We start from the raw sequence: 17,321 nt of genomic DNA, 5'->3' as shown, positions 1-17,321 counted from the left end.
ATGAAAGGTGCGCGATGCCGCACCTCGCTGAAGAGAGACCCGTCGCCATGCGCCCCGCCCGTGCCCTGATCGACCTGCAAGCCCTTCGTCACAACTATCGGCTGGCCCGCGAGGCCACCGGCGCCCGTGCGCTCGCGGTGATCAAGGCGGACGCATACGGCCACGGCGCGGTGCGCTGTGCCGAAGCGCTGGCGGCCGAGGCCGATGGCTTCGCCGTGGCCTGCATCGAGGAGGGCCTGGAGCTGCGCGAGGCCGGTATCCGCCAGCCGATCCTGCTGCTGGAGGGCTTCTTCGAGGCGTCCGAGCTGGAGCTGATCGTCGCCCACGACTTCTGGTGCGTGGTGCATTGCGCCTGGCAATTGGAGGCGATCGAACGCGCCAGCCTGGACCGCCCGCTGAACGTCTGGCTGAAGATGGATTCGGGCATGCACCGCGTCGGCTTCTTCCCCGAGGACTTCCGCGCCGCCCACGAGCGCCTGCGGGCCAGCGGCAAGGTGGCGAAGATCGTGATGATGAGTCACTTCTCCCGCGCCGACGAACTGGATTGCCCGCGCACCGAGGAACAGCTCGCCGCCTTCGCGACCGCGAGCCAGGGCCTGGAAGGCGAGATCAGCCTGCGCAATTCGCCAGCCGTGCTCGGCTGGCCGAAGGTGCCCAGCGATTGGGTACGTCCGGGCATCCTGCTCTACGGAGCCACGCCGTTCGAGCGCGCACATCCGCTGGCCGACCGCTTGCGCCCGGTGATGACCCTGGAATCGAAGGTGATCAGCGTCCGCGACCTGCCGGCCGGCGAACCGGTCGGCTACGGCGCGCGCTACAGCACCGAGCGTAGCCAGCGCATCGGCGTGGTCGCCATGGGCTACGCCGATGGCTACCCGCGGCACGCCGCCGACGGCACCCTGGTGTTCATCGACGGCAAGCCGGGGCGCCTGGTTGGCCGGGTATCGATGGACATGCTCACCGTCGACCTTACCGACCATCCCCAGGCCGGGCTGGGCAGCCGGGTCGAACTATGGGGCCCGAACGTGCCGGTCGGCGCCCTGGCGGCGCAGTTCGGCAGCATTCCCTACCAGCTGCTGTGCAACCTGAAAAGGGTGCCGCGCGTCTATTCCGGGGCTTGAGAAAAACTTTCCGAATTCTTTGCGCAGGCATGTCGACCGATCTGTTGTAAATACTGAACAGTGTTGCCATGATACGGCCGACTTGGGGTCGCCAGCCGTGTGCGGCCTCGTTTTGCCTTGCCTGCCAGAAGAATAAGGAGGACTCCACCCTTGGACGTCGGTGCTCGTCTGCAAACCATCCGAAAGCTCAAAGGTCTTTCCCAGCGCGAACTCGCCAAACGGGCGGGTGTCACCAACAGCACTATCTCGATGATCGAGAAAAACAGCGTGAGCCCTTCCATCAGTTCGCTGAAGAAGGTGCTGGGCGGTATCCCCATGTCCCTGGTGGAGTTCTTCTCCCTGGACCTGGAGCAGGACAGCCATACCCAGGTTGTCTACAAGGCAGACGAACTGATCGACATTTCCAGCGGTGCGGTGTCCATGCGCCTGGTGGGTAAGGCGCACCCGAGCCGGGCGATCGCCTTCCTCGACGAAACCTACCCGCCGGGCTCCGACACCGGCGAGGAAATGCTCAACCACGAAGGCGAGGAGGCCGGGGTGCTGGTCGACGGGCGCCTGGAACTGACCGTTGGCAGCGAGACCTATGTGCTCGAGCGCGGCGACAGCTACTATTTCGAGAGCAACAAGCCGCACCGTTTTCGCAATCCCTACGATGTGCCGGCACGCTTGATCAGCGCCACCACGCCCGCAAATTTCTGACCTGAAGCACAAGACCCCGCAGGGCCCGAAGGGCGCCGGCCGACAAGGGGCATGCGGGGCTGCGACCTAATGCCGCAAGGCTTTGCGAGGGTGTGCAATTGTTTCTGCCGGGCTTTCTTTGCCGTTATACTTGCGCCCGCCCGCGCGGCCCGCAGTGATCGGTATCGTGCCCGGGTGTGATAAGCCACGATGAGGGTGTAAGGGTGAACCTGATTAAAAAAATGCTGGCGGCCCAAGCTGCCGTGTTGGCCCTGTGGGCTGTAAGCGCTCAGGCTACGACCACTGACGATGCGATCGCCAAGCGCCTCGAGCCGGTAGGCAAGGTCTGCGTACAAGGCAAGGAATGCGAAGGCGTCGGCGCCGTCGCGGCAGCCGCCGGTGGCGGCGGTGCGCGTTCCGGCGAAGACATCGTCGGCAAGACCTGCAACACCTGCCACGGCACTGGCCTGCTGGGCGCGCCGAAGGTTGGCGACAAGGCCGAGTGGGGCAAGCGCGCCAAGGAGCAGGGCGGCCTCGATGGCCTGCTGGCCAAGGCGATTTCCGGTATCAACGCCATGCCGCCGAAAGGCACCTGCGCCGATTGCTCGGACGACGAGCTGAAAGCCGCGATCAAGCATATGTCCGGTCTGTAACAACGCCGGGACAGTGTCGCGAAAAGCCGCCTCCTGGCGGCTTTTTCGTATCCGCGGTGCGGGTTTTTCCCGCTGGCGGATCGTCCCGCCAGCAAACAGGGTCCAAACTTCCGGCTACCCATTCGCCGGAGGGCATCGTCTTGAGCCGAACCTGTTCCATCGACGCCGCAGTCGATCACTTGCTGCAGACCATCAAGGGCCCGATCCGCATGGGCCTGCCCCTCGGGCTGGGTAAGCCCAACCGACTGGTCAATGCGTTGTACCAGCGGCTGCGGACCCTGCCGGAGCGCCAGCTGACGCTGTATACCGCGCTTTCCCTGGGGCGTCCCGCCGCTGGCGGCGACCTGCAACGGCGTTTCCTCGAGCCTTTCGCCGAACGGGTCTTCGCCGACTACCCGGAGCTGGATTACCTGCACGCCCTGCGCCGCGACGAACTGCCGGCGAACATCCGCGTCGAGGAGTTCTACCTGCAGCCCGGCAGCCTGCTGGACAGCGCGCCGGCGCAGCAGCACTACATCAGTTGCAACTACAGCCACGTCGCCCGCGACATCAATGCCAAGGGCGTCAACGCGGTGGCCCAGCTGGTGGCGCGGCATCCCGAGCGGCCGGGCAAGCTGAGCCTGGCCTGCAACCCGGATATCACCCTGGACCTCCTGCCGATGCTGGAGAAGCGTCGCGCCGCTGGCGAGACCATCGTCGCCATCGGCGTGGTCCACGATGACCTGCCCTACCTGCCGGGCGACGCCGAGGTCGAGGAGGCGGTATTCGACCTGCTGATCGACGCGCCGGCGGAAAGCAGCCGGCTGTTCTCCACGCCGAACATGCCGGTCAACCTGCAGGATCACTGTATCGGTCTCCACGCCAGCGCGCTGGTGCGCGACGGCGGCACCCTGCAGATCGGCATCGGCTCGATGGGCGACGCGCTGACCGCTGCCCTGCTGCTGCGCCAGCTCGACAACGCCACCTACCGAGCGTTGATCGACGAGCTGGGTGTGCGTGCGCGCTGGGCCGAGACGATCGAGCGCGATGGTGGCCTGGAGCCGTTCCGCCGGGGGCTTTACGGTTGCAGCGAGATGTTCGTGCCGGGTCTGCTGGCGCTGGCCGAGGCCGGCGTGCTGAGCCGCCGGGTCTACCCCGACGAAGCGCGGCAGCGTGCCGCCGAGCGCGGCGAGGCGCCGGAGGAGGGCGGGGTGTGGCTGCACGGCGGCTTTTTCCTCGGTCCGTTGGCGTTCTACCGGCGCCTGCGCGAGATGTCGCTGGAAGAGCGCGCCGGGATTGGCATGACCGGCATCGGCTTCGTCAACAACCTGTACCGCCAGGAAGAGCTGAAGCGTCTGCAGCGGCGCGACGCGCGCTTCATCAACAGCGCCTTCACCGTGACCTTGCTCGGCGCCGGGGTCGCCGACCAGCTGGAGGACGGCCGGGTGCTCAGTGGCGTCGGCGGGCAGTACAACTTCGTCGCCCAGGCCCACGAGCTGGAGGGCGCACGTTCGATCCTGATGCTGCGTAGCTGGCGCGAATCCGGCGGGGAAGTCAGTTCGAACATCGTCTGGCAGTACGCCCACACCACCATTCCCCGGCACTTGCGTGACATGGTGGTGACCGAGTATGGGATCGCCGACCTGCGCGGCAAGAACGACGCGGAAGTGATCGCCGCGCTGCTGGCCATCGCCGACTCGCGTTTCCAGCAGGCGCTGGCCGAGCAGGCCCGGGCGGCCGGCAAGCTGCCGAAGGATTTCGTCCTGCCCGAACGCTATCGCAACAATACCCCGGAGCGCCTGCAGGCCTTGCACCAGGCCCACGCAGCGGCGCTGCCGGAGTTTCCCCTGGGCAGCGATTTCGACGAGGTCGAGCAGGACCTGCTGCGGGCGTTGGGTTGGCTCAAGCGCAAGCTGAAGCTGAGCGAGATCCTCGAACTGGGCAAGGCGACCCTGGACGCGCCGGAGCCAGAAGCCTACCCGGCGCATCTGCGGCGCATGGACCTGGACGATCCGCAGGGGCTTCGCGAGGAACTCTACCAGCGCTTGTTGCTGGCCGGCCTGCGGGCCAGCCAGGAAGAGCGGGGCTGAGTGGCGCTCAGTCGAGGAACTCGACCTGGCCGCCGGCCAGCGATTTCACCCGGGCCAGGGACTCGACCCGGTAGCCTTCGCTTTCCAGCAGGGCGCGGCCATCCTGGAAGGATTTCTCGATGACGATGCCGAGCCCGGCGATGCTCGCGCCGGCCTGGCCGATCAGGTCGATCAGCGCCTTGGCGGCATGGCCGTTGGCGAGGAAGTCGTCGATCACCAGCACGTGGTCGTGGGCGTTCAGGTGCTTGGCCGAGATGGCGATGGTGCTCTCGGTCTGCTTGGTGAAGGAGAACACCTTGGAGATGTACAGGTTGTCCTTCAGGGTCAGCGACTGGTACTTGCGGGCGAAGATCACCGGGACGCCCAGCTCCAGGCCGGCCATGACCGCCGGGGCGATGCCGGAAGCCTCGATGGTGACGATCTTGGTGATGCCCTGGTCGCGGAAGCGCATGGCGAACGCGTGACCGACCTGCTGCATCAGCTGCGGGTCGATCTGGTGGTTGAGAAAGGCGTCGACCTTGAGTACGTGCTCGGAAAGGACGATGCCTTCCGAGCGGATTTTGTCTTTGAGAATGTCCACGGGTGGCTTCCTGCGAAGCGGCTGTCGCTGATGAAGCGCGGCATTGTACCGCCAGCCGGCGCCGCGCGCGACGTTCTCTCGGACGAGCGAACATGATCGAGCGGTCAGGAATCCGCGCCTGCCCGGCGCGGCCCCGTGGCAGGCGGGCCGCGCCGCTGCCGGCTCATTTCAGCAGGTTGTTCACCAGTAGCGTCTCGACGTCCTTGAAGCGCCCGCTGAGCACGGCCTTGGCGGCGTAGAGCGCGGTGTCGGCGACCTGGCCGAACTCGATCTTCGGCGGCATCACCAGCTCCGCAGGGTTGGTATGCACGTCCAGCAGCGCCGGACCGGGCTGGGCGAGGAACTCCTGCACCGCCGCCTCGAGATCCTCGGAGCGCGTCACCTTGCGTCCGTGGAAGCCGATGACCTCGGCGAGCCGGGCGAAGTCCGGGTTGAGCAGGTCGGTGTAGTTGTCCAGCAGGCCCTCGACCTTCTGTTCCAGCTCGACGAAGTTCAGCGAGGCATTGTTCAGCACCACTACCTTGATCGGCAGTTTTTCCTGGATGGCCGTCAGCAGGTCGCCGAGCAGCATGGCCAGGCCGCCGTCGCCGGAGATCGAGATCACCTGGCGCTCGGGGTAGGCCTTCTTCAGTCCCAGCGCCTGGGGCATGGCGTTGGCCATGGTGCCGTGGACCAGGCTGGTGAGGGTGCGGCGCTTGCCGTTGCTGTGGATGTGACGCAACAGCCAGACCATCGCCGAGCCGCCGTCGGCGGTGAACAGGGCGTCCTCGCTGGCGTGCTGGTCGAGCAGGCTGACCAGGTGCTGGGGGTGGATCAGCTCGCCCTTGCCGGCTTGCTCCTCTTTTTCCAGCGTCCGCAGCGAGCGCTCGCGGTGCTCCAGGCATTCGTCGAGGAAGCTGCGTTCCTCGCGGACTTCGAGCAGCGGCAGGAGCGCCTCGAGGGTGGGGATCACGTCGCCGACCACGCCGAGATCGACGGGGTGGCGGCGACCCAGGTGGCTGCCGTCGCGGTCGACCTGGATCAGGGTGGCCTTCTGCGGATAGAACTGCGCCCAGGCGAAGTCGGCGCCGAGCAGCAGGAGGGTGTCGCACTCGGTCATCATGTGGAAGCCGGACTCGATCCCGAGCATACCGGTCATGCCCATGTTGAAGGGGTTGTCGTACTCGACGAAGTCCTTGGCCCGCGACGTGTGCGCGATGGGCGCCTTGAGGCGGTCGGCGAGGGCCACCAGCAGGTCGTGGGCGCCCTGGCAGCCGGAGCCGGCGTAGATGCCGATCTTCTTGCCGTGGGCCAGCAGGCGGGCGATATCCTGCAGTTCGGCGTCGCTGGGGCGCAGCACCGGTTGCGGGAAATGCACCGAGAACGGCAGGTCGTCCTTCACCGTGGCCTGGCTGATGTCGGCCGGCAGGATCACCACCGCCACGCCGCGCCGGTTGAGCGCCGCCTGGCAGGCCAGGGCCACCACCCGGCGCGCCTGTTCCGGGCTGTGCACCTGCTCGCAGAACACCGAGCAACTGGCGTAGACCGCCTTGAAGTCGACCTCCTGGGGAAACTCCATGCCCAGTTGCGGGGTGACGATCTGGCTGGCGATCAGCACCATCGGCGCGCGGTTGCGCTGGGCCTCGTAGACGCCGTTGATGAAGTGCAGGCTGCCCGGTCCGCAGGAGCCGGCGCAGGCGGTCAGGCGTCCGCTGATGTAGGACTCGGCGCCCGCGGCGAAGGCCGCCGCCTCTTCGTGGCGCACGTGGACCCACTGGATCTGGCTGCGATGGATGGCGTCGGTGACATGGTTGAGGGTGTCGCCGACGATGCCATAGCAATGGCGGACGCCGGCGGCTTCCAGGGTTTCCACGACGATCTCGGCGACTTTCTTGCTCGACATGAAGCTGTCCTCAAATGGAATTCGTTAGCTAGCTAATTTTGGTCGCGCGTGGAGCGGCAAAAGTTCCTCGCCCGAGGCTAGGCATCGGGCAAGACACTTTTGTGAAAATCGAGACAGTCGAGGCGCGGCGGGCTCAGCGCTTGAGCATGGCGCGGATGTCGGCGAGGGCGGCGTTGCCCTTGGCCGCCTTGACCTCTTGCGGGGCGTCTTCCATGCCTTCCCATTCGAGGTCTTCGGGGGGCAGTTCGTCGAGGAAGCGGCTCGGCGAGCAGTCGATGATCTCGCCGTACTGCTTGCGCTTGGCGGCGAAGGTCATCGCCAGGTTCTGCCGCGCGCGGGTGATGCCGACGTAGGCCAGGCGGCGCTCCTCTTCCACCGTGTCGGCCTCGATGCTGGAACGGTGGGGCAGGATCTCTTCCTCCATGCCCATGATGAATACGTAGGGGAACTCCAGCCCCTTCGACGCGTGCAGGGTCATCATCTGCACGCCTTCGGCGCCTTCCTCTTCTTCCTGCTGGCGCTCCAGCATGTCGCGCAGGACCAGCTTGGCGATGGCCTGCTCGATGGTCATGTCGCCTTCCTCGTCGCGCTCGAGGGTGTTCTTCAGTGCCTCGATGAGGAACCAGACGTTGCTCATGCGGAATTCGGCGACCTTGTCGCTGGAGGCGTTCTGCCGCAGCCAGTTCTCGTAGTCGATGTCCATCACCATGCTGCGCAGCACGGCGATCGGCTCGTTCTCCGCGCACTGTCGGCGGATACCGTCCATCCAGCGCTTGAAGCGTTGCAGGCGTTCGTGGAAACGGCTGTCGAGGTGCTCGGCCAGGCCCATCTCGTCGCAGGCGGCGTACATCGAGATCTTGCGCTGGGTGGCGTAGTTGCCGAGCTTCTCCAGGGTCGCCGAACCGATTTCCCGGCGCGGCACGTTGATCACCCTGAGGAAGGCGTTGTCGTCGTCGGGGTTCACCAGCAGGCGGAAGTAGGACATCAGGTCCTTCACTTCCTGGCGCCCGAAGAAGCTGGTGCCGCCAGAGAGCCGATAGGGAATCTGGTGGTGCTGGAGCTTCAGCTCCATCAGCTTGGCCTGGTGGTTGCCACGGTAGAGGATGGCGAACTCGCTGTACGGCCGCTCGGTGCGCAGGTGCAGGGTGAGGATTTCCATGGCGATGCGCTCGGCCTCGGCGTCCTCGTTGCGGCAGCGGATCACCCGGATCGGATCGCCGTGGCCCATCTCGCTCCACAACTGCTTCTCGAATACGTGCGGGTTGTTGGCGATGAGGACGTTCGCGCACTTGAGGATGCGGCTGGTGGAGCGGTAGTTCTGCTCCAGCATCACCACCTTCAGCGAAGGGAAGTCTTCCTTCAGCTGCATCAGGTTTTCCGGGCGCGCGCCGCGCCAGGCGTAGATCGACTGGTCGTCGTCGCCGACCACGGTGAACTGGGCGCGGTCCTTCACCAGCAGCTTGACCAGCAGGTACTGGCTGGCGTTGGTGTCCTGGTACTCGTCCACCAGCATGTAGCGCACCTTGTTCTGCCACTTCTGGAGGACGTCCGGATGTTCCTGGAACAGTTTCACCGGTTGCAGGATCAGGTCGTCGAAGTCCACCGCGTTGTAGGCGCGCAGGGTGCGCTGGTAATGCAGGTAGACGATCGCGGCGGTCTGCTCCTTGGGATTGCGGGCCTTTTCCAGCGCCTCCTCCGGAAGGATCAGGTCGTTCTTCCAGGCGCCGATGTAGTTCTTGATCTCGTCGACGCCGTCGTCCCCGGAATACTCCTTCTGCATGATGTCGGTCAGCAGCGCCTTGATGTCCGACTCGTCGAAGATCGAGAAGCCGGGCTTGTAGCCGAGCCGCTCGTGTTCCTTGCGGATGATGTTCAGGCCGAGGTTGTGGAAGGTCGAGACGGTCAGGCCCTTGCCCTCGCCGCCGCGCAGCAGGGTGCCGACGCGCTCCTTCATCTCCCGCGCGGCCTTGTTGGTGAAGGTCACGGCGACGATGTACTGGGCGCGGATACCGCACTGCTGGACGAGATAGGCGATCTTGCGGGTGATCACGCTGGTCTTGCCGGAGCCGGCGCCAGCCAGGACCAGCAGGGGACCGCCGACGTAGTTCACGGCTTCTTGCTGCCGGGGATTGAGTCGGGACATAGGAACAGGCCGGAAGAGAGGGTTGAAGCGGGGGCGTATTCTAACAGGCTGGCTGGCATCCGCGAGAATTAGCGTGCAAGCTGTGACCGATCCCGAGATCGTTCACGCCATTTTGCTGTAGATTCCCTACCGCATTAGGATGATGCCGTTCGTTCTTTACGAAGATTCTTAAAACTTTGGAGGTTGCTTGTCAGCGCCCGCAGAACCCTTGCGCCTGCTCCTTCTGGCGGATACGCCGGACTGGGCGCCACTGCTAGGTGAACGCCTGAGAGCGTTGGGGCCTGCCTTTTCGCTGAGCATCGTCACCACCTGGGAGGGTGCGGCCACCCTGTTCGCCGCCGAGCCCCGCGGGCTGCTCCTGGCCACGCCGGCCTGCCTGCCGCTGGGGACTCCCTGCCCCTGGCCGGTGATCCTGCTGTTGCAGCAGGAGCCGGCGCAGGCGCCGGTCGGGGTGGTCGACTGGCTGGCCGCCGAACAGCTTTCCGAGGACAGCCTGCGCCGCTGCCTGCGCTACGCGCGCGAGCGCCTGGGCTTGCAGGCGACCCTGCAACTGCTCGCCGAGCAGGATCCGCTGACCGGCATCGCCAACCGCCAGGGCTTCCAGACCCTGCTCGCGGCGCGCCTCAGCGAATTCGACGGGCGTGGCCTGGTGCTCGGCCACCTCGACCTGGACAACTTCCGTCACGTCAACGATTCCCTCGGCCACCAGGGCGGCGACCGCCTGATCCTGCAGGTGGTCAACCGCCTGCGCGGCTTCATGGAGAACGGTGACAGCCTGGCGCGCCTGGGCAGCGACGAGTTCGCCCTGCTGCTGGACACCCGTCGCGATCCGCAACGCGCCGAGCGGGTCGCCGAACGCATCGTCGAATGCCTTGGCGAGCCCTACTGGATTGATGGCGAGAGCCTGTTGCTGGGTTGCAGCCTGGGCCTCGCCCACGCCCGTGCCGACGAAGGCGCCGACCCGCTGATGTGGCATGCGCACATCGCCATGCAGCAGGCCAAGAGCCGCCAGGGTTGCACCTTCCATGTCTTCGACGAACGCATCAACCGTGGCGTGCGCAGCCTCGCCGACCTCGAAGCCGAACTGCGCCGGGCGCTGCGTCGCGACGAGCTGGAGCTGCACTACCAGCCGCGACTGTGCCTGGACAGCGGGCGCATCGTCGGCCTGGAGGCGCTGGTGCGCTGGCGCCACGGCGAGCGGGGCCTGCTCACGCCCAGCGAGTTCGTCCCGCTGGCCGAGGAAAGCGGGCTGATCGTGCCGCTCGGCTACTGGGTCATCGCCCGCGCCCTGCGCGACATGCAGTGGCTCAACGGGCGCGGCCTGGAGCCGTTGCACATGGCGGTGAACCTGTCGTTCCGCCAGTTCCAGGACAGCCAGTTGCTGCCGACCCTGCAACGGTTGATCGAAGAGCACGGCGTCGACGCGCGCTGGCTCGAGTTCGAACTGACCGAGACCGCCGTGATGCGGCGCAGCGACCAGGTGCTGCAGACCATGCAGGCGCTCGGCCAACTGGGCGTGCGCTTTTCGCTGGACGACTTCGGCACCGGTTTCTCGTCCTTCGTCCACCTCAATAGCCTGCCGATCACCCTGTTGAAGATCGACCGCAGCTTCGTCGGCGGCATGGACCAACGGGCGGAAAACTTCCAACTGGTGCGGGCGATGATCAACCTGGCGCACAACCTCAACCTGGAAGTGGTTGCCGAAGGCGTAGAGACCCTGCGCCAGCAGGAGCAGTTGCGCGATTTCGGTTGCGACCAGGTGCAGGGCTACTGGATCAGTCCGCCGCTGCCGCTGGCGGAACTGGCGCGTTTCCTGGGCATCGGCGAGCGCTCGGCGCATCGCGGCCAGCCGCTCGGCAATTGAGCGCCGACGTCTCGCTGGCCGTGGCTTTCGGCAGCAACCGCGCGGTCTTCCACTCGAAGGCCAGGGTCAGGCCAATGGCCGCGCAGGCCAGGCCGCCGGCCAGCCCCCACCAGACGCCCGCGGCGTCCCAGCCGGCCGCGAACGCCAGCAGGCAGGCCAGCGGCACGCCGACCAGCCAGTAGCAGGCCAGGCCGACCAGGAAGGTGGTGCGGGCGTCCTTGAGACCGCGGATCGCGCCCATGGCGACGTTCTGGGTGCCGTCGAACAGCTCGAACCAGGCGGCGATCGCCAGCAGCGAGACGGCCATCGCGGCCACCTCCCGGTTGGCCGGGGCGTCGCGGTCGAGGAACAGGCCGATGATGGCCTCCGGCATCCACCAGAAGAGCCCGGCGAAGAGCAGCATGCACAGCGCGCCGAAGCCGATGCCGACGCGCCCGGCGCGACGTGCTTCGAGCAGGCGGCCGGCGCCGAAATGCTGGCCGATGCGGTAGGTGGTGGCGTACGACAACCCCACCGGCACCATGAACGCCACGTATACCGCCTGGATGGCGATCTGGTGCGCGGCCAGGGCGTGATCGCCGATGATGCCCATGCACAGGGTGGCGACCATGAACATCCCCGACTCCACCGCGTAGGTGCCACCGATGGGCAGCCCCAGGCGCAGGATCTCCTCGACCATCGCCCGCTGCGGCCGTCCCAGTCCGCGCAGCAGCGAGTACGCGGCATAGGCCGGCTGCCGGCGGATATACAGGGCCAGCAGCAGCGGCATGCAGTTCATGACGAGGGCGGTGACCAGGCCGATACCGGCCAGGCCCAGGCGCGGCAGGCCGAACAGGCCTTCTATGAAGGAATAGTTGAGAGCCAGGTTGGCCAGCGCGCCGAGCACGCTGATCGCCATCACCGGTCCGGCGCGGTCTATGGCGCTGGTGAAGCCGCGCAGGACCATGAAGGCCATGTAGCCGGGCAGGGCGAATGTCAGGCTGTGGAGGAACTGCATGGCGCCGTCCACCGTCTGCGGCGCCTGGCCGAAGAGCAGGAGCAGCGGCCGCAGGTTCCATAGCAGCAGGCCGGCGGCCAGGGCCAGCGCGGCGCCGACCCAGAGTCCGGAGCGAGCGGCCGCGGCGGCGCCAGCGGCGTCGTCGCAGCCGTGACGGATCGCCACCAGGTTGCCGACCGCTGCCACCACGCCGACACAGAACGTCGAGACGAAGGCGTAGCTGACCGCGCCCAGGCCGCCGGCGGCCAGCGCGTCGGGGCCGAGCTTGCCCATCATCACGGTGTCGGTGAAGACCATGGCGACATAGGCCAGCTGGGCGGCGATCAACGGGCCCGCCAGGCGCAGGATGGCTTTGAGTTCGACGAGGGATGGCGAGGACATGGATGAGTAAGGCTCAGGAGGAGATGGTTGCCGCGATGGCCTGTCGGCGTTGAGAATGCGGCTATTCTCGGTGCGACTGGCATGGCTCCACAAAAGGAAAAACAAGATGCCAGGCATGAGTAAAAGTCATGAAAGAGGTAATTCCCCAATGACCCGTCGCCTGCCCCCGCTGTATGCCCTGCGCGCCTTCGAGGCTGCCGCCCGGCACGCCTCTTTCACCCGCGCCGGCGAGGAACTGGCGATAACCCAGAGCGCGGTGAGCCGGCACATCCGTACCCTGGAGGAGCACTTCGGTTGTCGTCTGTTCGAGCGCCATGGCCGCCAGTTGCAGCTGACCGAGCCGGCACGCCTGCTACTGCCCGGGCTGCGCGACGGCTTCGATGCGCTGGAACGGGCCTGCACCGCCCTGCGTGTGGACGACGCCACCCTGCGCCTGAAGGCGCCTTCCACCCTTACCCTGCGCTGGCTGCTACCGCGCCTGAGCCGCTTCCGCCACCTGAACCCGGATATCGAGGTGCAGCTCACCAGTGCCTGGATGGATGTGGACTCGGTGGACTTCCAGCGCGAGCCTTTCGACTGCGCGGTGTTGCTGGGCAGCGGCCAGTTCAGCCCGGAATGGGAAACGGCAGCGCTGTTCGCCGAATGGCTGGTGCCGGTCTGCGATCCCGACGAGGCCGTGGAGCCCTGGACCCTCCAACGCCTGCGTGACAGCGAGTTGCTGCACCCCACGCCGGATCGTCGCGACTGGCGACGCTGGCTGCAACGGACCGGGCTGGGGGAGGAGGTGTCGCTCAAGGGCGGCCAGGTGTTCGACACGCTGGAGCTGGGCATCGTCGCCGCCGCGCGAGGCTATGGCGTGTCCATCGGCGACCTGGTGATGGTCGCCGAGGATGTCGCCCAGGGCCGCATCGGCCTGCCCTGGCCGGTGGCGGTGGTCAGCGGCGAAAGCTATCACCTGGTCTGGCCTCGCGCCCGCAGGGGACAGGAACGCTTCCAGCGATTGCGCGACTTCCTCCTCGCGGAGGTGGCGGCGATGCGTCTGCCCGTCGTCGAGCGGCTGGCGTGACGCCGCCGGACAACTCCTGGCGCTGACGCGACGTTACAGGTCGCTGCCGTCGCTGGGCCGGGCGCAGGGTTTGCGCTAGGGTCGTTGGTCGTTGCCTGTCGGGAGCGACAGGGGACGGAGCTTCCTTCCAACCGCCCAAAGGAACCCGCCATGACCTTCGCCAAAGGAATACTCGCCGCGCTGGCGCTCGCCGCCGCAGTCGGCCAGGCCAGCGCCACCGAACTCGAGCACTGGCCGGCCCCCGCCGCCAGGCAACTGAATGCACTGATCGAGGCCAACGCGAACAAGGGCGCCTACGCCGTGTTCGACATGGACAACACCAGCTATCGCTACGACCTGGAAGAATCGCTGCTGCCCTATCTGGAAATGAAGGGCGTGCTGACCCGCGACAGGCTCGACCCTTCGCTGAAACTGATCCCGTTCAAGGACCAGGCCGGGCACAAGGAGAGCCTGTTCAGCTACTACTACCGGCTTTGCGAGATCGACGACATGGTCTGCTATCCCTGGGTCGCCCAGGTGTTCTCAGGCTTCACCCTCAGGGAACTGAAGGGCTATGTCGACGAACTGATGGCCTACGGCAAGCCGATCCCCGCCACCTATTACGACGGCGACAAGCTCGCCACGCTCGACGTCGAGCCGCCGCGCGTGTTCAGCGGCCAGCGCGAGCTGTACAACAAGCTGATGGAAAACGGCATCGAGGTCTACGTGATCAGCGCGGCCCACGAGGAACTGGTGCGGATGGTCGCGGCGGACCCCAGGTATGGCTACAACGCCAAGCCGGAGAACGTCATCGGCGTCACCACCCTGCTGAAGAACCGCAAGACCGGCGAGCTGACCACCGCGCGCAAGCAGATCGCCGAGGGCAAGTACGACCCCAAGGCCAACCTCGACCTGGAGGTGACCCCCTACCTGTGGACCCCGGCGACCTGGATGGCCGGCAAGCAGGCTGCGATCCTCACCTACATCGACCGCTGGAAGCGGCCGATCCTGGTCGCCGGCGATACCCCGGACAGCGACGGCTACATGCTGTTCAACGGCACCGCGGAAAACGGCGTGCACCTGTGGGTCAACCGCAAGGCCAAGTACATGGAGCAGATCAACGGCATGATCAAGCAGCATTCCGCCGCCCAGGCCAAGGCCGGCCTGCCGGTGACGGCGGACAGGAACTGGGTGATCGTCACCCCGGAGCAGATCCAGTAGGCGAAACGGCGAGGGGCCGGCATTGGCCGGCCCCCGCATCCCTCAGCGCACCACGTGCAGGAAGTGCATGTGCCGCTCGTACTGGTCGAGGATGTCGCCGATCACGCCGTCGCGGCTCCAGCCCATGATGTCGTAGTCCTGGCCGCCTTCCTGGAGATGGACCTCGGCGCGGAAATACTTGCGCGACTCGCTGCTGTCCTCGGTGTCGCGCATCACGAAGCTCGGCGTGGTGAAGGCGCGCGGACGCACCTCGTAGATGAAATCGACCTCGCCGCCGTGGCTGACTTCCAGCCGAACCCGGCCGTCCTCGCCGTCCTGCACCTGGACTTCGTAGCCCTGCTTGCGCAGTTCGGCGGCGACGTCCTCGCAGGCCGGTCGCGCCACATCGGTGATGAAGCGGTTGACGTGGCTGCGCCTTGGGAACATGGCGATGTTGCGCAGGCGGCGCTGCCAACCGTCGCCCTCGCTTGCGCCGCTGCGCGTGGTGGGGCGGGAGAAGGTCAGCGCCTGGTAGCGGATGCCGCGCTTGGTGGCATCCAGGTGCAGCGCCTTGAACAGGCCCCAGATCGACGCCAGGAGCACGATGGAGAACGGCAGCGCGCTGGCGATGGTCGCGGTTTGCAGCGCCTTGAGGCCATCGGCGAGGAGCAGGGCGATGGCCACCACGCCCATCAGCACCGACCAGAATATCCGCTGCCAGAGCGGCGAGTGGTCCTTGCCGCTGGAGGCCAGCATGTCCACCACCAGCGCGCCGGAGTCGGCCGAGGTGACGAAGAACACCACCACCATCAGCACCGCCACCAGCGAGATCACGCTGCCCAGCGGGAAGTGCTCGAGGAAGGCGAACAGCGCCACCGAACTGTCCTGGTTGACCACTTCGGCCAACTGGGTGAAGCCCTCCTGCAGGACCATGTGGATGGCGGTATCGCCGAACACCGTCATCCACAGCAGGGTGAAGCCGGCCGGGACGAACAGCACGCCGCAGACGAACTCGCGGATCGTGCGGCCGCGCGAGATACGGGCGATGAACAGGCCGACGAAGGGCGACCAGGACAGCCACCAGCCCCAGTACAGCAGGGTCCAGCCGCCGATCCAGTCGGTGGGCTCGTAGGCGTACAGGTTGAAGGTCTTGTTGACGATGTCGGACAGGTAGGCCCCGGTGTTCTGCACGTAGGTCTGCAGGAGGAACACGGTCGGCCCGAGGACCAGCACGAAGAGCAGCAGGATCACCGCCAGGCTCAGGTTCAGCTCGGACAGGATGCGGATGCCGCGGTCCAGTCCGCTGGCCACCGAGAGCGTGGCGAGGCCGCAGGTGGCGGCGATCAGGGCGATCTGCACGGTCTGGTTCACCGGCCAGCCGAACAGGTGGTGCAGGCCGCTGTTGATCTGCAGCACGCCGTAGCCGAGCGAAGTCGCCACGCCGAACACGGTGCCGATGATCGCGAAGATATCCACCGCGTGGCCGATGGGGCCGTAGATACGTTCGCCGATCAGCGGATACAGCGCCGAGCGCAGGGTCAGCGGCAGGCCGTGGCGATAGCTGAAGAAGGCCAGGATCAGCGCGACGATGGCGTAGATCGCCCAGGCATGCAGGCCCCAGTGGAAGAAGGTCAGCTTCATCGCTTCCTTCGCCGCCTGCACGGTGTTCGGCTCGCCTACCGGTGGGGTGGTGAAGTGCATCACCGGTTCGGCAACGCCGAAGAACATCAGACCGATGCCCATGCCGGCGGAGAACAGCATGGCGAACCAGGTGGTGTTGCGGTAGTCGGGACGACTGTGGTCGGGGCCGAGCTTGATGTCGCCGTAGCGGCTGACGGCGAGGAACACCACGCTGATCAGGATCAGCGCCACGGCCAGTACGTAGAACCAGCTGGCGTTGGTGATGATCCATTGCTGGACGTGGTTGAACAGCGATTGCGCTTCTTCCTGGAGGAGCACGGTGAACAGCACCAGGGCCAGGATCAGGGCGGCGGAGGTATAGAAGACCGGAGGATTCAGGGTGCTCCGGGGGGTAGTGGGTGTCTCCATGTAAGCTAGCTCTCCTTGTGATCGGATTGCCCGCCGAAGGCGGAAGACGAAACAGCCTAACACATCGTGATAGCTAATTTGATTCGTAAAGCCTTAATCGATAGCTTTGCTGAATTATTACGCTTCACGTGGAGGTCGTTGCCCGATACTGCAGGGCTTCCGCCAGGTGCCGGCGTTCGATGGCATCGATGCGCTCCAGGTCGGCCAGCGTCCGGGCCACCTTGAGTATGCGATGCAAGGCGCGCAAGGAAAGTTCCAGGCGCTCTCCGGCAGCCTCCAGCCAGCGGCGGTCCGCTTCGGCGAGTGCACAATTGCGGTGCATCGCCTGGAGGTCGAGATGGGCATTGGCGCAGCCCTGGCGGGCCAGTTGCCGTTGCCGTGCGGCGCCAACCCGTTCGCTGACCTCGGCGGTAGCGGTTTCGCCGTGTCCTGGCTGCAGGCTGGTGCTTTCGCGGAGCACGCTGACGTGCAGGTCGATGCGATCGAGCAGCGGTCCGGACAGCTTGCCCCGGTAGCGCTGGACCTGTTCCGGGGTGCAGCGGCAGCGGCCGCTGGGATCGCCGAGGTAGCCACAGGGACAGGGATTCATCTGGAGCTTTTGTTAGCAAACCCTATTGAGGGAAATAGAACCGTCGTGGAGCATGCGCCCGAAACTCAGC

Annotated in this window: 12 protein-coding genes and 1 pseudogene; 7 read left to right on the top strand and 6 right to left on the bottom strand. The window is 66.2% G+C overall.

Annotated elements, in window-relative coordinates; genetic code table 11:
- Positions 1 to 47: 47 nt before the first annotated feature.
- The 4 genes from alr to VQ067_RS29130 all read left to right on the top strand — a co-directional run bounded on the left by alr (position 48) and on the right by VQ067_RS29130 (position 4,521).
- A complete protein-coding gene (gene alr, locus VQ067_RS29145) occupies positions 48 to 1,121 on the top strand; it encodes an alanine racemase (RefSeq protein WP_033939533.1) in 1,074 nt (357 codons plus the stop codon).
- 150 nt (positions 1,122 to 1,271) lie between these two features.
- Complete coding sequence (locus tag VQ067_RS29140) at positions 1,272 to 1,820, top strand: cupin domain-containing protein (protein ID WP_003096513.1); 549 nt, start codon at positions 1,272 to 1,274, stop codon at positions 1,818 to 1,820.
- A 203-nt stretch (positions 1,821 to 2,023) separates the two neighbouring features.
- Entirely contained in the window at positions 2,024 to 2,452 is a 429-nt protein-coding gene (locus VQ067_RS29135; RefSeq protein ID WP_003096511.1) for a c-type cytochrome, read from the top strand.
- Between the two features lie 209 nt (positions 2,453 to 2,661).
- Positions 2,662 to 4,521, top strand: coding sequence for an acetyl-CoA hydrolase/transferase C-terminal domain-containing protein (locus VQ067_RS29130; protein ID WP_074241225.1), 1,860 nt, complete (start codon positions 2,662 to 2,664; stop codon positions 4,519 to 4,521).
- A gap of 7 nt (positions 4,522 to 4,528) precedes the next feature.
- On the opposite strand, the gene VQ067_RS29125 is transcribed toward VQ067_RS29130, so the two are convergent.
- The 3 genes from VQ067_RS29125 to rep form a co-directional block, all read right to left on the bottom strand.
- Positions 4,529 to 5,101, bottom strand: a complete 573-nt coding sequence (locus tag VQ067_RS29125; RefSeq protein WP_003096508.1) for a xanthine phosphoribosyltransferase — start codon at positions 5,099 to 5,101, stop codon at positions 4,529 to 4,531.
- Positions 5,102 to 5,264: 163 nt separating this feature from the next.
- Positions 5,265 to 6,983: a ubiquinone-dependent pyruvate dehydrogenase gene (locus VQ067_RS29120; RefSeq protein ID WP_003096506.1), complete on the bottom strand. Its 1,719-nt coding sequence runs from the start codon at positions 6,981 to 6,983 to the stop codon at positions 5,265 to 5,267.
- A gap of 133 nt (positions 6,984 to 7,116) precedes the next feature.
- Positions 7,117 to 9,126 carry a DNA helicase Rep gene (rep, locus tag VQ067_RS29115; protein ID WP_003110454.1) on the bottom strand — a complete coding sequence of 670 codons (2,010 nt, stop codon included), beginning with the start codon at positions 9,124 to 9,126 and terminating at the stop codon, positions 7,117 to 7,119.
- Between the two features lie 187 nt (positions 9,127 to 9,313).
- On the opposite strand from rep, the gene VQ067_RS29110 reads away from it, so the two are divergent.
- Entirely contained in the window at positions 9,314 to 10,990 is a 1,677-nt protein-coding gene (locus VQ067_RS29110) for a putative bifunctional diguanylate cyclase/phosphodiesterase (protein WP_003121292.1), read from the top strand.
- On the opposite strand, the gene VQ067_RS29105 is transcribed toward VQ067_RS29110, so the two are convergent.
- Positions 10,902 to 12,368 carry a NorM family multidrug efflux MATE transporter gene (locus tag VQ067_RS29105; protein ID WP_033991412.1) on the bottom strand — a complete coding sequence of 489 codons (1,467 nt, stop codon included), beginning with the start codon at positions 12,366 to 12,368 and terminating at the stop codon, positions 10,902 to 10,904. The two genes, VQ067_RS29110 and VQ067_RS29105, sit on opposite strands and share 89 nt — an antisense overlap.
- Positions 12,369 to 12,516: 148 nt before the next feature.
- Here VQ067_RS29105 and VQ067_RS29100 point away from each other — a divergent pair, with 148 nt between their 5' ends.
- Together VQ067_RS29100 and pchP are read left to right on the top strand one after the other, a co-directional pair.
- On the top strand, positions 12,517 to 13,434 hold the full coding sequence (locus VQ067_RS29100; protein ID WP_033991411.1) for a LysR substrate-binding domain-containing protein: 918 nt from the start codon (positions 12,517 to 12,519) through the stop codon (positions 13,432 to 13,434).
- Between the two features lie 150 nt (positions 13,435 to 13,584).
- Complete coding sequence (gene pchP / locus VQ067_RS29095) at positions 13,585 to 14,634, top strand: phosphorylcholine phosphatase (protein ID WP_003110458.1); 1,050 nt, start codon at positions 13,585 to 13,587, stop codon at positions 14,632 to 14,634.
- Between the two features lie 42 nt (positions 14,635 to 14,676).
- Here the strand turns inward: pchP and betT are convergent, their stop codons facing one another.
- On the bottom strand, positions 14,677 to 16,662 hold the full coding sequence (betT, locus tag VQ067_RS29090) for a choline BCCT transporter BetT (protein ID WP_003096496.1): 1,986 nt from the start codon (positions 16,660 to 16,662) through the stop codon (positions 14,677 to 14,679).
- 124 nt (positions 16,663 to 16,786) lie between these two features.
- Positions 16,787 to 17,251 (bottom strand): annotated as a pseudogene (locus VQ067_RS29085) (ATP-binding protein); the annotation flags it as partial.
- Between the last annotated feature and the right edge of the window lie 70 nt (positions 17,252 to 17,321).

The sequence above is a fragment of the Pseudomonas sp. KBN12P06040 genome (assembly GCF_037574965.1).
Classification (GTDB): domain Bacteria; phylum Pseudomonadota; class Gammaproteobacteria; order Pseudomonadales; family Pseudomonadaceae; genus Pseudomonas; species Pseudomonas aeruginosa.
This window is presented reverse-complemented; position numbering and strand designations above follow the sequence as displayed.

What these genes read in the sequence shown, in the direction of transcription:
- alr (WP_033939533.1), top strand. Translation starts at nt 48, where the DNA reads ATGCGCCCCGCCCGTGCCCTGATCGACCTGCAAGCCCTTCGTCACAAC.
- VQ067_RS29130 (WP_074241225.1), top strand. Translation starts at nt 2,662, where the DNA reads ATGGGCCTGCCCCTCGGGCTGGGTAAGCCCAACCGACTGGTCAATGCG.
- VQ067_RS29100 (WP_033991411.1), top strand. Translation starts at nt 12,517, where the DNA reads ATGACCCGTCGCCTGCCCCCGCTGTATGCCCTGCGCGCCTTCGAGGCT.
- rep (WP_003110454.1), bottom strand. Translation starts at nt 9,126, where the DNA reads ATGTCCCGACTCAATCCCCGGCAGCAAGAAGCCGTGAACTACGTCGGC.
- pchP (WP_003110458.1), top strand. Translation starts at nt 13,585, where the DNA reads ATGACCTTCGCCAAAGGAATACTCGCCGCGCTGGCGCTCGCCGCCGCA.
- VQ067_RS29120 (WP_003096506.1), bottom strand. Translation starts at nt 6,983, where the DNA reads ATGTCGAGCAAGAAAGTCGCCGAGATCGTCGTGGAAACCCTGGAAGCC.
- VQ067_RS29105 (WP_033991412.1), bottom strand. Translation starts at nt 12,368, where the DNA reads ATGTCCTCGCCATCCCTCGTCGAACTCAAAGCCATCCTGCGCCTGGCG.
- betT (WP_003096496.1), bottom strand. Translation starts at nt 16,662, where the DNA reads ATGGAGACACCCACTACCCCCCGGAGCACCCTGAATCCTCCGGTCTTC.